General features: G+C 60.6%; 14 protein-coding genes. 4 read left to right on the top strand and 10 right to left on the bottom strand.

Features of this window, described 5'->3' with window-relative positions:
* The first annotated feature begins 842 nt into the window (after positions 1-842).
* The gene (locus B0B13_RS19445; RefSeq protein ID WP_235091359.1) at positions 843-1,175 is read left to right on the top strand and encodes a hypothetical protein; all 333 of its coding nucleotides are present in this window, start codon (positions 843-845) and stop codon (positions 1,173-1,175) included.
* 96 nt (positions 1,176-1,271) lie between these two features.
* Here B0B13_RS19445 and B0B13_RS11645 read toward each other — a convergent pair whose 3' ends face one another.
* The 8 genes from B0B13_RS11645 to B0B13_RS11615 all read right to left on the bottom strand — a co-directional run bounded on the left by B0B13_RS11645 (position 1,272) and on the right by B0B13_RS11615 (position 6,350).
* A complete protein-coding gene (locus tag B0B13_RS11645) occupies positions 1,272-1,526 on the bottom strand; it encodes a hypothetical protein (RefSeq protein ID WP_170872431.1) in 255 nt (84 codons plus the stop codon).
* A 2-nt stretch (positions 1,527-1,528) separates the two neighbouring features.
* Positions 1,529-1,780 carry a type II toxin-antitoxin system RelE/ParE family toxin gene (locus tag B0B13_RS11640; protein ID WP_235091472.1) on the bottom strand — a complete coding sequence of 84 codons (252 nt, stop codon included), beginning with the start codon at positions 1,778-1,780 and terminating at the stop codon, positions 1,529-1,531.
* Positions 1,781-1,806: 26 nt separating this feature from the next.
* Complete coding sequence (locus B0B13_RS11635) at positions 1,807-2,085, bottom strand: CopG family ribbon-helix-helix protein (protein WP_076785951.1); 279 nt, start codon at positions 2,083-2,085, stop codon at positions 1,807-1,809.
* 93 nt (positions 2,086-2,178) lie between these two features.
* Entirely contained in the window at positions 2,179-2,478 is a 300-nt protein-coding gene (locus B0B13_RS19440) for an LPD7 domain-containing protein (protein ID WP_237574006.1), read from the bottom strand.
* Positions 2,479-2,724 carry a hypothetical protein gene (locus B0B13_RS19435; protein WP_235091357.1) on the bottom strand — a complete coding sequence of 82 codons (246 nt, stop codon included), beginning with the start codon at positions 2,722-2,724 and terminating at the stop codon, positions 2,479-2,481.
* On the bottom strand, positions 2,721-3,275 hold the full coding sequence (locus B0B13_RS20085) for a hypothetical protein (protein ID WP_422393111.1): 555 nt from the start codon (positions 3,273-3,275) through the stop codon (positions 2,721-2,723). Before B0B13_RS20085 ends, B0B13_RS19435 begins: the two co-directional genes overlap by 4 nt.
* A 391-nt stretch (positions 3,276-3,666) precedes the next feature.
* Positions 3,667-4,797, bottom strand: coding sequence for a replication protein RepA (locus B0B13_RS11625; RefSeq protein ID WP_170872430.1), 1,131 nt, complete (start codon positions 4,795-4,797; stop codon positions 3,667-3,669).
* 1,034 nt (positions 4,798-5,831) lie between these two features.
* Positions 5,832-6,350 (bottom strand): DUF6496 domain-containing protein, encoded by a 519-nt coding sequence (locus B0B13_RS11615; protein ID WP_076796504.1) that lies wholly within the window; start codon positions 6,348-6,350, stop codon positions 5,832-5,834.
* 578 nt (positions 6,351-6,928) lie between these two features.
* Here B0B13_RS11615 and B0B13_RS11610 point away from each other — a divergent pair.
* Positions 6,929-7,438: a hemerythrin domain-containing protein gene (locus tag B0B13_RS11610; protein WP_076796501.1), complete on the top strand. Its 510-nt coding sequence runs from the start codon at positions 6,929-6,931 to the stop codon at positions 7,436-7,438.
* A 673-nt stretch (positions 7,439-8,111) separates the two neighbouring features.
* On the opposite strand, the gene B0B13_RS11600 is transcribed toward B0B13_RS11610, so the two are convergent.
* Positions 8,112-8,978, bottom strand: a complete 867-nt coding sequence (locus B0B13_RS11600; RefSeq protein WP_076785955.1) for an SDR family oxidoreductase — start codon at positions 8,976-8,978, stop codon at positions 8,112-8,114.
* A 538-nt stretch (positions 8,979-9,516) separates the two neighbouring features.
* Here B0B13_RS11600 and B0B13_RS11595 point away from each other — a divergent pair.
* Positions 9,517-10,449: an extracellular solute-binding protein gene (locus B0B13_RS11595; RefSeq protein WP_237574005.1), complete on the top strand. Its 933-nt coding sequence runs from the start codon at positions 9,517-9,519 to the stop codon at positions 10,447-10,449.
* Complete coding sequence (locus B0B13_RS11590) at positions 10,446-12,368, top strand: ATP-binding cassette domain-containing protein (RefSeq protein WP_083703726.1); 1,923 nt, start codon at positions 10,446-10,448, stop codon at positions 12,366-12,368. Before B0B13_RS11595 ends, B0B13_RS11590 begins: the two co-directional genes overlap by 4 nt.
* Here the strand turns inward: B0B13_RS11590 and B0B13_RS11585 are convergent.
* Positions 12,343-13,101, bottom strand: coding sequence for a Mut7-C RNAse domain-containing protein (locus B0B13_RS11585; RefSeq protein ID WP_076785957.1), 759 nt, complete (start codon positions 13,099-13,101; stop codon positions 12,343-12,345). The two genes, B0B13_RS11590 and B0B13_RS11585, sit on opposite strands and share 26 nt — an antisense overlap.
* Positions 13,102-13,489: the final 388 nt, after the last annotated feature.

Raw genomic sequence — 13,489 nt, 5'->3', positions numbered from 1 at the left:
TGATGGCATCACGCCGGAGTGTCGTTCTTCGATGCCTTTTCGAGCGCGATGTCCGGCGCTGCACGCGGCACTACGGTCCTCGAACTGAGGACTTGGTGAAGCGAGACTGAAGTAACGATCAAGGCCGCCGCATACATACATGCGTACGTAATTACGTATATTATTGTTTTTAAATGGAAATATTGAATTTTCTGCTGCTTTGCTCTAGATTGATCAGCACAATTCGCAGCACCGAATCCCAATCGGGGCTGTGATGATGCTGGTGCCGCTGAGTCAAGTCAGTGAAGGGATAACTCAGAAAACGGCTGCGCTCCCGAGAGCGTAGGGAACCGACCAGGCTCTGCAATCTGCGCGAAGTTGCATTGCTGAATCGGTTTGTCAGTCCGCTAGCCACCTGCAAGGGGCTCTCACACGTGGGGGACGACACCCCACACGCGCTTTTCTTGTGTGTGAAAGGTAGACGTGCGCCCCTTGGTAGCCGCAGATTGCGGATCTCCGCGTGTCATTTTTATCGAACAACTTGCCGAATTGATCGGTAAGACCCCAGCCACGATCCGGACCTTCGCTGCAAAGGACCGGTACCGGTACCTCATCCCCACGCCTTTCAAGATGCCACATAGCCGCGCCTCTTTATCCCGACATACGCGTTCTGAAAGAACCTGGAATCGATCAAGGCAGCCAAACAGCAGCATGACGAAAACGTCATCTTCATCAAGGAGCTATACGAGCGCGCGAAGAAGAAGGTTCGCGCTGAACGGCAGATTGAGGACACCACCGCTCACGAGCTGGGATTCGACGAAATGATGCGGAGTCGATCAATCGGTGCACCAAGCATTGCGGAGTTGGAGAAACGGTTCCGGTTTCAAAAACGGCTTGCCATTGGAACGGGGACAGCTTTTCTTTTGATAGCGGCCTATGCAATTTCACGCGGCAACGTGCTCGGCATCTTCACGCTTGTCGCCGGATTGCCGGTGATGTTCATGGCCAGCTTGGATGTGCAATTTCGCCTCTGGCAGGTCCGCAACCGCCGACTGTCCGAGCAGAGCACGGCAGCCTTAGCGACTTCATGCGAGAGCCCGGTTGGTTTGTCAGCGTGCTCGATCCCGAGCTCGGGAAGCACCAGAAGGGAGAGCAGGCATGAAACGCAGCCCCCTTTTTCCTTACCGCGCTTCTGAACGGTTTCGTCTCGACCCCCGCACTCGCTGAGGGCACGACGCTTGGAGAGATCACCCAAGCGGCGAATCGCTCCGGCGATTATAGCCGCCAAGCCTTCATCTGTGCGATTCAGAGACCCATTTCGTGTTTGGATCGTCCGCTTCCTTCAGCCCCTCACGGACCTGCTGCCGGAACCATTGATCATGCGCTACCGCATCGGCGAACAACCGCAACGTAGGCTCGTGCCGAACCGTGACCTGCTCCAGGATCAGACGGTAAGCCTGCAGGGGCGACAGTCCTCGCTTGGCCAGAATAGCCGCCGCCTCGTCGTGGAGCACGTTGATCCGCGCCTTCACCTCGTCGTTGGTCATGATCAATACCCCGCTTCCTTCTGGTGTCGGACAGCCAAGATCGTGACGGCATCGGCATCCAAGCGGTACCGAGCTACGTAACCACTATCCCCGAAATCAATGGGCCACTCTCGATACTGCTCGGGCAGACCTTCTACGAGACGTCCCATTCGAGGGTGGGCGCCGAGAGCTTGTACGCCTTGTCTAATCGCTTCACCAGCCCGCCTCGCGGCATCAGGATTCTTCGGTCGCAGGAAGTCGCGCAGCCGCTGCATATCTCGGATAGCCGCCGGCGCAAAGATTACTTGTGGCATTCTGGCGGAGGCAGTTCGTTTTCAGTTCCCCAGCTCGCGAGCCACTTTTCCACTTCCTCGGCGGTCGCGTGCAGGCCAGTCGCCTGAAATTCATCCCATGCCTTGAGCGTGTCCTGGTTCAACGCCTCACGCTTTTCCTCGCGCTCGACATACTGCTCAATGGCTTCACGCATGATCCAATGCGGAGTGCGCCGACGAGCCTCGGCCAAGTGCTGAACCCGCCCTTTTAGTTCATCATCAATCTTGATAGATGTTGCCGTAACCATGACATGGCCTCCGTAGCAAAGGTAATACCTGCGACTACTATAGACCTAAGTGCAATTCGTGTCCACGCGACCCCAATAATTCGGCGAACCGGTTCATGGCTCGCTGGGACGGCTGGGCGTTCGCCGGCGCGCGTGCCTCGCCGCAGCCGCTGCTGCGGCACGGCGCAGTGCTTCTTGGTCGGCGCCTCGTAGGCGGACATCAATTCGATATTTGACCATCAGGTCGATCGCACGTCGCTTGAATTCATCGCTGCCAGTGAGCTCAAATGTGCCCCCGTACTTCTCCGCGGCCAACCGGAGCGCAGCCGTAATCGACATATCGTCACCGTCGCCTTTGGCGAGTACGTCGATGCCTCGACCGAGATCAACGAAAGCGTCACGACCATCGTCCAATCAATAGATAACCGCGCCGTCCCGGCGAACACGGAAATACAGTCCCTCGGCGACGTTTCGCGCAACCGGGTCCACATCATCAATGTGCACGACGCCGTCGGCCTCGTCATTGGCGAGGGCTTGCACCAGCTCTCGCGTACGTCGCTTTTCACTGTAGACGAAGCCGCGTAGCTGCCCTATAGCCGCACCGTCGCCAGCGGCCGCCTGCCATTCGACCCACTCGCGGTATGACAGTCTGCGATTCATTGGGTCTGCGAATATCGCCTGACGCTCTTTGCGGATCTCGCGTAGCAGCCGATCGCGCTCCCGCAGAGACTCGAATGCAACGACGCTATACAGCGCTTTACGGGCTGCGGCGACCGGAACCGTTTCTCGGATCTCGCGTCGCTTCTGACGAGCCGCCTCGCGGATGTCCAAGGATCGCTGCCGCACGGTGTCCGGGTCGAGTCGCGATACACGAACGCCCTCTTGTACTCGCCGTACCGGGCGCGTAGCTCGCGTCGGGCTTCGGCGTGCTCTTGCCGGCGCTCCTCGCGGATCTTGGGATCATGCTTCAGCGGCCGATGCTTGTCGTAGGTAAGAACGGCGTCGGTCGTCGACATCGAAGGTTTGAATGGGCCGAGCCGTTTAGTCAGCCGCGTTTTGCCCAGCTCCTCGTGCATGTCGCTGGCCTTGGTTGGCGTAGTGTCGCCTGAGTTGACGTCATAGATTGCGAACCCCCGCCCTTTTTCGCGCAGTCCGAGCCCGTACTTCGCGAGCAGGTTGTGAAGTTGCCGCCTTGGTAGATATCCCACCATAGGCCTAGGGCGATATCAGGTCATTGGAAGGGACGGGGTGCGTAGCGTAAGCCCTGGGAAGATAGACGGTCTTTGCTGCGGTAAACATGTCACTTTCCCCACAAATTCGAGTGATCAACTACTAAGTATATCTAAAGGAAAAGACATAAAGGAATAGATACAGGAGAATCGAGACAAATCTCCGGGAAGCCGCGCCATCGCTGGCCTTAACGGATTTTGCTAGCGTTTCAGTGAGAGTTGCTCATCACGGATAAGCCGACTTGTTTACAAGCCTTATCCACAGGCGAAAGCGCCCGTGAGAGTTCATCATCACGGGCGCTTCGCTGTGACGCTGCCTAGGTCGGAGGGGTGATTAAGCGTTGGAGTTCTGATTACGGAATCGCTGAGTCCGTCAGAACAGTTCCGGCTGCCGCGGCACATGAGGCGGGGACGGTAACAGGATCACACCACTGTCGGTCACTTCGACATTGGCGCGCAGATAGACAATCTGGACAGCCTTCAACGCCTTGAGGAAGGCTTTCTTGAAGTCCAGTACGGCACGATGCGTCTCATGGTTGCTACCGAATTGGCCCATAAGGGCCTCCCATCGAATGGGGCGGCTGCGACGCTGCGTATAGCTCATGCGGTAGGTAAGCCAAGTGTACACATCCATCGCAAGCGGTGAGCCCCGCAGTGCTTTGTAGACACGTAGGTCGATAGGCACTGGTTTATCGACGCACTCTCGGAAAAAACTTTCTGAGAGCCGCACCTTGCTTTTCCAGGTGCCGGCCAGTTCCCGCGCCTGAGGAATCCATAGAGTGCTGCTGTTGACCGGCGCTGGCAGCTCCGGAAGCTCAAGCCGCAATTCCTGTTCGTGTAGCTCCAGGCGATCGGCAATCGTTACGTTGTGCAACTGGAAGCCGCGATGCTGCATGTCGCCCGTGTACTGTACCGTGATGAGGGAGCCAAACAAGCGCTTCATCTGTTCGGCAACGCGCGTAGAACTACCGCGCTTGCCGCCGCCGCGTCGAATATCCAGCACGTCGCGGAGAAATACCGAAAGCGAGTCGCCCAGCTCGATAAGCGGCGATTGCGTTCGCACGGCCTCGGTGGCAACCCAGGACATGAGCAAGCGGGGATAGATCCAGAAGGGAATCCCGCCTTCGTAATCCGCGACGATTCGCAAGCGGAAGTCGCCGTTCTCGCGCTTGAACACGTCCACCTTAGGGTCTTTGTAGGGCATCGTAGCGATGACCAGGGCGCGCGCCATGAAACCCAGCGAGCCGGCGCTCTTGGCGTCCTCCTTCTCAATGGCAAGGTGCGCCTCGATCACCTCTTGCACCCATGCCGGCACCTTACCAGCGAGATAGTCGATCTCGGCCTGTACCTGGCGAAGCTGTATGCGTCTATCGGCGGCGCATAATTTGGCTGCAGCTTCGTTGCGTGTGGAGCACCAGCTGGCGGTCACCACGTCAGTCGTCAGTTTATGTGCGCTCCGATCGGATTGCTCCAGGATGACACGCGCAGCCTGAAGGCTCGTCATAGCGAACCTCCTTGGCTGTATTCGCATCCTTGCCTTTTTGCGTCCCCCTCGATCCCTCCCGAGAAATAGGAAAACGGATCAAGGTTGTGGGGTCATGGGCTCATTGGGCGGCCGGCCTGGCCAACGTTGAACCCCGCTTGCCATGCCGATGGGTTGATTCGAAGCTTGACGTTCATCGCGTACCCCCTGCCAACCCGGATGAGGGGACGCTTAGCCGCGCTTGCAGTTTCGCTACCTGCTCCGCCTTCGTCGGCCGGCCTCGCTGGGCTGGTCGGTTGGCGGGGTTGCACGGGTCAACAGCAATTTGCTGATCGATAAGCGCCGCAACATCGATGAGCCGAAAGACGCGCTTGCGGCCAACCTTCCCGGATTCTATCGGGTACGTGCCTTTGCTGAGGCGATTCCGGGTAGTTTGCGGCGCTTCGCTGGTGATCTCCGCCACCTGCGCAATCGACAGGGCGGGAGGGTACAGCGACGACAAGTACGGAAGTGAGCTGCCGGCATGCCCGGCAAAAAACGGAGGTTTGGAGCGTTGCATGGACGTACGCCTTCTGCAATCGCCCGCGCATCTGTACATTGGAATCGGTACTCACCATCGATCCGCCGATTCCTCGATGGCTTTCCTTACAGGCTCTTCTTCGTCCCGCCGCGGCCTGCTTCGTCGGTAGAACGGCCTCAAAGAGGCATCAGTGCTCTGTCGCTGGCTCTGTCCCGAAACGTCAACCGGGGTTCCTTCCAGTCTGACGGCCTGCTCAAGCAGGTTGGGGAGAAAGCTGGCCGTTTAGCGACGGCCAAAGCAATAACTGGGCTGATTGTACCGGGCTGTACCGATATAATTCAAGTTTCGCGGGCCTCCTGCGCCGATCACCAGCATTATTCGTTCGTTATCGGCCAGCCGCTTATCAACCAGCGGCTTCGAGGGCGCGTAGAGCAGAGCCATGTTGGCCAGTCACGGCACAGACGCCGGGATGGCTGCGCGGGGAAGCGGCTACGCGGGATCGCGTGGCGCGACCCCGCGGACCCGCGTCCGTCCCTTAATGGTGTGCACGTGCGGCGCGCGTGTGGGCAGCCTTCTTGGCGGCGGCGGAGCGGCCTGCCGCGCCCTTGGTCCTGGCGGCACGCTTGGCCGCAGCGGAGCGGCTGGCGGCCGGCCGTTTCGCCGCGGCGGACCTGGCCTGCTTTGACATCGACTCGCGTGTGGCACCGTCTGAATGCTCGCGTCGCAGTACGGAAGTCGTCGTGCGCGAGCGCTTAGCCTGGGTCTCCTTGCTTGCGGAACCCGTCGTCTTGTGTTGGCTTGCCGCGCTGTCCTTGGCCGCTTTTTTGCGGGTGGCCTCGCTGCTGGTGCCCTTCTTCGGCGGTTTCAGGTCGATGCCGGCTCGCCGCGCCTTTGACAACCCGATTGCCACGGCTTGCTTGGTCGAACGCACGCCATGCTTGCCGGCTCGCACATGCTCAACCTCTTCCTTGACGAATTCGCCGGCCTGTGTGCTGGCCGATTTCCCGGCGCGCTTGTCGGCCTGCGCTCGAGCCATAGTCTTTCTTTCTGGCATGACAATCCTCCTTGAAAGAGATGCTGTATGCGCAGATTGAGCAAACTCAGTGCCAACGCGTGGCTGCGGCAGGCGCTGGCCCTGCGCTCGCATGGATCGGATGGTTTTAGGCTATCGAGATGGCGCAACGCATGCCCTCGGCGTCCCGAATCGGTACCGGTGCAGCCCGATTCACCGATGCAGCCTGATTGCCCCATGTCGAGCGCGCAAAAGTCAGTGCTTGTGCGATCTCGGTCGCCGTCAGCTGGTCCCGAAAGCCGATGTGGTATCGGCTCGCCAGCCGTTACCGCAGCGGCTTTTGGACGCGGAACGGCTTCAATGTTCAGGCATACGATCGATAAAACATCGTTACCTGCGAGCACAAGATGAGCGTGCAGTATGGGCCGCCAGTGCCCGACCCGCTGCCCGCGTGCGGGGTTGGCTTCGGGCGGGAAGCGGGAGCGATGCTCACGCCGTGCCGTGCGGTGGCCCGGCGACACAAAGGGCGGGCGCGTTGGTTGCTAAATGCAGTAGGCTTTTTCATAGGAGCGAACATGACCAATACTGCAACACACCAAAAATCTACGCGATCCTCGACGATGCCACCTCATGGCGTCGATATGGCGCGTGCAGCCGAACAGGACGCGATTGCGCTGCTGGAGGCGGACCATCGCGCAGTCCAGCGGCTATTCGATACGTTCGAGAAGACGCCCGATAACGACCTTGATGCCAAGGCAACTCTGGTTACGCGCGCATGCGACGAGTTGGCCATGCATACGATTATTGAGGAAGAGATCCTGTATCCGGCCGCGCATCGCGCGCTGTCAGGACAGCCGCAAAAGGAAGTTGACGAGGCCTATGTCGAGCATTTTCTTGTCAAGACGTTGATGGAGAAACTCCGGGCCTCCCGGGCAGGCGACGATGGTTTTGATGCGGCGTTCAAGGTGTTGGCGGAAAACGTCCAGCATCATGTCAGCGAGGAAGAATCGGTGCTATTCCCTGCGCTGCGCAAAGCGGGCGTCGACCTAGATGAACTCGGCGCTCGTATCGCACAGCGCAAGGCGCAGTTGCAGGCAAAAGTGTCAAAGGATGTCGGTGACCGTACTTAATGCGTGAACGACCCTTGGTGCGCTGGGTCAGCCTGCCTGGCAAGGCAGGCTGACATTGCTGGGGGGCGCGCCACCGTTGGACTGACGTCGGAACAGGTGGTGCGCGCAGGCTTGCCACAGGTTGGCTTAAATTGACTCAGAGCAGCACAAGTCAGCGCAGATTGGCCGGCCTAGGTTAGCCCGAACTGGCTTAGGTTCGCTCAGGTGCCGGCAGGGACCCCGCGCCAGGAGTAGTATTTGATGACAAGCTGGGCCGATCTTGTGGCAGTTTCCACCCTTGTTCAAATTCGATGCAGCGCGCTTCGAGGCATTCTTCGCGATGCGGCTCCGGGACATGCTGACGGCGACGGAGCTTGCCAGCGGACATGATCATCCGATCAAGCAGCCTATTGGGCAATCAAATATAACCATAAGCTTAGGCATACGATCGACGTGCGCCATGGAAGCTTTGTCGGTTTGCTGCCCATTCGTCTGCTGTGCCGCTATGCTACTGTAGTTGTGTTGAATGCCACTGGACATTGGCCCTGCATCGAGGATCTTGCGGCCGGTTTCGTTTATCTGCACCTGCACGGCACCGGGAGTGAGGACGCCGGCGCGTACAAGCGGCCCAACGCCGCAATACGAAACCACACCGCATAGCGTGCTGGGCGCAAGCCGCCTGCCTGACGTATGATTAAAGCATCGGTGCGCCGCCCGTTACCGCAACCGTTGCGCCTGAAACATAGCTCGATTCGTCGGACGCGAGCATCACATACACGGGGGCCACTTCGGCTGGCTGTCCGGGCCGTTTCATCGGCACCTGCGTGCCAAATTGCTTGACCTTTTCCGCCGGCATCGTCGCGGGGATCAAAGGGGTCCAAATCGGCCCCGGCGCTACGCAGTTTGCTCGAATGCCTTTTTGCGCGAGCAATTGTGCCAATCCCGCCGTGAAATTTTGGATCGCCCCTTTGGTGGCGGCATACGCCAGCAACGTCGGATTCGGACGGTCGGCATTGATCGATGTGGTGTTGATGATGGCGCCGCCCGCCTTCATATGATGCAGCGCGGACCGGGTGATCCTGAACATCGCGCCAATGTTCGTATCGAAAGTGTTGTCCCACTCATCGTCTGAGATCTCGTCCAGCGACTCGTGCGTCATTTGAAACGCCGCATTATTGACCACAACATCGATTTTGCCGAATGCGTCAACGGCTTGCTGGACAATCCGCGCGCAGTGCTCGCGCTGTGCCACATCGCCGCGCACGAGCACGGCGCGTCGTCCCGCCTGCTCAACCCAGCGCGCTGTCTCGCGCGCATCGTCGTCCTCATTGAGATAGGCAATCAACACGTCAGCGCCTTCCCTAGCAAAAGCGATGGCGACTGCGCGTCCGATTCCGCTATCGCCGCCGGTAATGATCGACGCTTTGCCAGCAAGACGGCCCGAGCCTTGGTATGAATGCTCGCCATGGTCGGGTTGCGGTTGCATGTCCCCAGTGTGGCCAGGCACTGTAGTTTGCTGTTGGTGTGGCAGTGGGGGTTCTGGACGTTGATTTTCAGTCATGACACGCTCCTATTCGTTGATTGTCGCGCGACACCGGCGCGCACATGTAGGTGAAGCAACCAACAGGCCTGCCGCGCGCGCGCTCCGCTCAGCGCACGATGGAGCCGTACGACGTTGCGCCATACTGATCATAATTTGCCGCGGTAATTGGGTTCCCCGTCGGAAGTGGGCCACTCAACGCCGCTGCGACTTTGCTGCACAATGAGCGTTCATTTGCATTCCATCCGATCGTCCTGGCCAACCGTCTGCCCCGATGAACTCGTGCTGGACAGTACACTCAACGACAGGCGCATCAGTACCTCAATTGGAAATAGCCGTTGCTAATTTTTCATGGTTAAAGTGGCGGCGCGAGCATTCTTAGTGCAAGCGCGACTCGTTCGCATACCTTGGCAGTTTGGGTGCGGACCCTCGTGCAGTCTAGCTGACCGAGCGTGCGTGTGGGATGACAATGCTGCCGCAACATGGGACGGCGGCGCGCAAAAGTCAACGCGCCCGACAGCGTAATATATGGCCCAATACAACGAAGACGGGGAACGCAATGTTGGATGAACGTTTCGCGGCGAACGCCCAAGCGCTGTGCCTATCGCTGTCTTGGCTTGTGCGCAGTGCGCTCGTGCTGGCGGCGGTGGCCGTGGCGGCGGCGCCCGGTGTCGCGCTGGCCGGCGACGCTGGCACGGTCCGGGTGTTGTACGCCGGGTCGCTGGTGCATGTGATGGAGCACTCCATCGGGCCGGCATTCGAAAAGGCGTCAGGGCTGACGTTCTCTGGCTATGGCGCCGGCTCAAACAAGTTGGCCAACGAGTTGAAGGGTAAGCTGCGGCGCGGTGACGTGTTCATCAGCGCCACGCCGAAGGTCAATGCGAGCCTGGGCGGTGCTGCGAACGGCAATCAGGTTAGCTGGTATGTGAATTTTGGCGAGTCGCCGCTGCTGCTCGGCTACAACGCAAACAGCCGCTTTGCAGCGGCGCTGAAGACTGAACGCTGGGACAAGGTGTTGCTGCAGCCGGGCATCCGGATTGGGCGCACGGATCCGAAGCTCGATCCGAAGGGGGCCTTTACGCTCGAGGCGGTGACTCGCGCCGCGTCGCTGTATCGGCAGCCTGACCTGGTGCAGCGCATGCTCGGAACACCGGACAATCCGAAACAGGTGTTGCCGGAAGAAACACTAATGGGCCGCCTGCAGTCAGGGCAGCTCGACGTGGGCTTTTTTTATTCGACCGAGACGGCGCAGTTGCACATCCCGACAGTGAAATTGCCGGCCGAACTCGCGGTCAAGGCCAGCTATACGATCACGATCCTGAACGACGCGCCAAACCAGGAAGGCGCGATGCGCTTCGTGACGTTTCTGCTCGGCGCGAAGGCGCGCGCATTACTGCGTGACGCCGGCATCGACGTGATTGTGCCGAGTGTTGGCGGCGAGCGCACACAGCTCCCCGCACGCGTGCAGGCCATGCTCGACGCGGCGCGATGATGCTGCAACGTGGCAGTGGCAGTGGCAGTGGCAGTGGCAGTGGCAGTGGCGCGGGGCGGCGGCGCGCCACACCCCTGAGGTGGCTTGCGGCCTTGCTGGCGCTTTATCTGTGCGCGCCGTTTATTGCCATGCTGCCGCAGCTCGCGCATGCCGACTGGCGCGCGATCGAGCCCGGGGCGCTTGTCAAGGCAACCACCGTGTCGGTTGGCAGCGCGACGCTGGCTACGCTGCTGATCGCGCTCACCGGGATCCCGCTCGGTTATCTGCTGTCGCGTTCACGCTCTAGATGGGCGAGCGTGCTCGGCTTTGTTGTGCAATTGCCCCTGGCGTTGCCGCCGCTGTCCAGCGGCGTGCTCCTGTTGTTCCTGATCGGTCCGTACAGTCCGCTCGGTACGTTAACTGGCGGCGGGTTAACTGATTCGTTCGTGGGCATCGTGCTCGCGCAAACTTTCGTGGCCGCGCCGTTTCTGATTGTGGCTGCCCGTTCGGCATTCGATTCCGTCGATCCGGTCCTTGACGACGTCGCGGCTACGCTGGGGCATGACGCGCGCACGCGCTTGCTGCGCGTCTGGCTGCCGATCGCCTGGCCGTCCATCCGCGCCGGCATGGTGCTCGCGTGGCTGCGTGCATTCGGCGAGTTCGGCGCTACGATGATGGTGGCCTACCATCCGTACTCGCTGCCGGTGTATACGTATGTGATGTTCGGCTCGGTGGGTCTACCCGCGATGCTGCCGTTACTCGCGCCGACGTTGGGCATCGCGCTGGCACTGTCGCTGGCGGTCACCGTCCGTCTGCGGCCATCGTGCCCGGTCGCCATGGCCGCCCCGGGCGACGAGCTTGACCCATTGCGCTCGCTCGCCCGGGAAGTCGTGCCAGTGCCACGTCATTCGTCAGGTGGCACGCTTGCGTTTCACTTTACATGCACGCTCGGCGATTTCGTGCTCGATGTTCAATGGAGCGCGCGCAGCCGGCGGTTGGCGATCATTGGCGCGTCTGGGTCCGGCAAGTCCCTCACGCTGCGCATGATCGCCGGTCTGCAGCACGGCGCGACGCAATCGGTAATCGTCGATGGTGAAGTGCTGACGGCTAGCGCGCCGCAGTCGCGGCACATGGCCTACGTGCCGCAGGACTACGGTCTTTTTCCGCATATGAGCGTTGCGCGACAGCTTACGTTCGCCGCCGATGCCGACCCGGACGCCGCGCGCTACTGGAGCCTGCATTTGGGGATCGCACCACTGGCGCAGCGTCTGCCAGCCCAGCTTTCGCTTGGCCAGCGGCAGCGCGTGGCACTGGCGCGCGCATTGGCGCGCAAGGCGCGCGTGATCTTGCTAGACGAGCCGTTCTCCGCGCTGGACACCCCGCGCCGGCGTACGTTGCGCGAGACGTTGCGCACGTTGCAGCGGGAGATCGATGCGATCACGGTGCTCGTCACGCATGATCCAGAGGATGCGGCGTTGCTGGCCGACGAGATTCTTGTGCTGGACCGTGGACGCGTGTTGCAGCAAGGGCCGACGCGCGCGCTATTCGAGCGGCCGGCCAGCCTGAAGGTGGCGCAGTTGCTAGGTATCGACAACGTCGGCGAGGGCACACTGGTAGCCGGCGGCAAGGTAGATATCGGCGGCGTGTTGCTCGATGTGCGCGACGACGGTCTGCCAGCTGGTACACGGCTGATGTGGCGCGTCGATGCGCGCGGCGTCTCGATGACAGAGCAGGGCCAGCACACCGCAGTGGTGGAACGGGTGTATGAATCGCACGGCGAGACGCGCGTGGCGGTGCGACTGGGCACCGCGCTGCTTCATTGCCGTGCGCCATCGGACGCCGACGCGCGCACAGCGTTCGGGCTGCATGTTTGCGAAGGCCGCTGTTGCCGTGTCGATATCGCGGCAGGCACGACTACGGTGTGGCCCGTGATGCCGTAGCAGCTCGTCCGCCCAGCACGTCGTCCATCAGCTCGCTCATCCGCTTCCAATGCGAGCCTTCCCAGTAGATTCTGCCGCATACGTCGCAGGTCACAAACCGGTCGCATCGCTCGCGCACGTTGGGCGGAACCCGCGCGAGCACGTCAGCTTTATCGACTCGGCGCAAGGGCGCATTGCAGTGCAGGCATAGGCACAATGGCCGTGCCTGTGCGTGCAGCGACAGCCGCGCGGCGACTTCACGCAGCTGTTCGAGTGGATCGAGTGCGTGCACATAGCACCCATGCTCGATGCTGCGCCGCTTGAGTAATTCTCGGTCGCGCGTGAGCACAATGCGTCGCTCCTGCGCGGCGATTTGCTCGACGTTGCGATCGTCGATGCGATTGTCGTACAACGTGTCAAAGCCCGCCATGCGCAGCAGGCGCGCGAGCCGGCCTAGGTGGGCGTCAGCGAGGAACCGCAACGGGTCGGGTAGCGCGCCGCGCAGCGGCACCGGGGCGCGCTCGCTGGGTGGATACACGACCACGCTGTCCCCGTCGGCGAGCGGTCGCTCGAAGCCGGCCGCCTCACCATTGATGACAATCCGTCCCACTTCGGTATGCGGCACGCCCAGCGCCTCGATCGTATGCTTGACCGACGCATTGCGCGCGTACGATGCGGCGAATGTCCGCTGACGCAGTCCTGCCGGCAGGAACGCGTTCAGTTCAGCGTGGAAACGGAAGGTTGCCGTGGTCATTACAGTCGCTCCGGCGGCGGCTCGCGGCGCGACGCGCTACAGCGCGCGCCGGATCTTGGTCACGCCGAATAAGTTTAGCGCCAGCCCCGCGATCCGGTCGATCAGCCGGTGCAGTCGCGCACGCAGCACATGGCGTACACCAGCTTAGATACAACAGGAGCAGGCCGGCCGCAACATGCAGTGGCTCGACTGTAACATCCGGTATGCCAAAAAAGAAAAAAGCCGTCCACGAGTGGCGAACGGCGGAATATCGTACGACGTGATCAGCGTCGCAAGGATGTTATCCGATGTATCAACCTCGCAGAATTGGTATTTTCCCTACAGATCATGGCGGCATGAATTTAAGTTAACCGCGTTATTTGAGTGCCACGGATACGCAAATTTCGTT

Source organism: Burkholderia sp. b14 (assembly GCF_900156195.1).
In the GTDB taxonomy this organism is placed as follows: Bacteria; Pseudomonadota; Gammaproteobacteria; order Burkholderiales; family Burkholderiaceae; genus Mycetohabitans.
The sequence above is the reverse complement of the archived record's forward strand: the minus strand, read 5'-3'. Positions and strand labels throughout refer to the sequence as shown.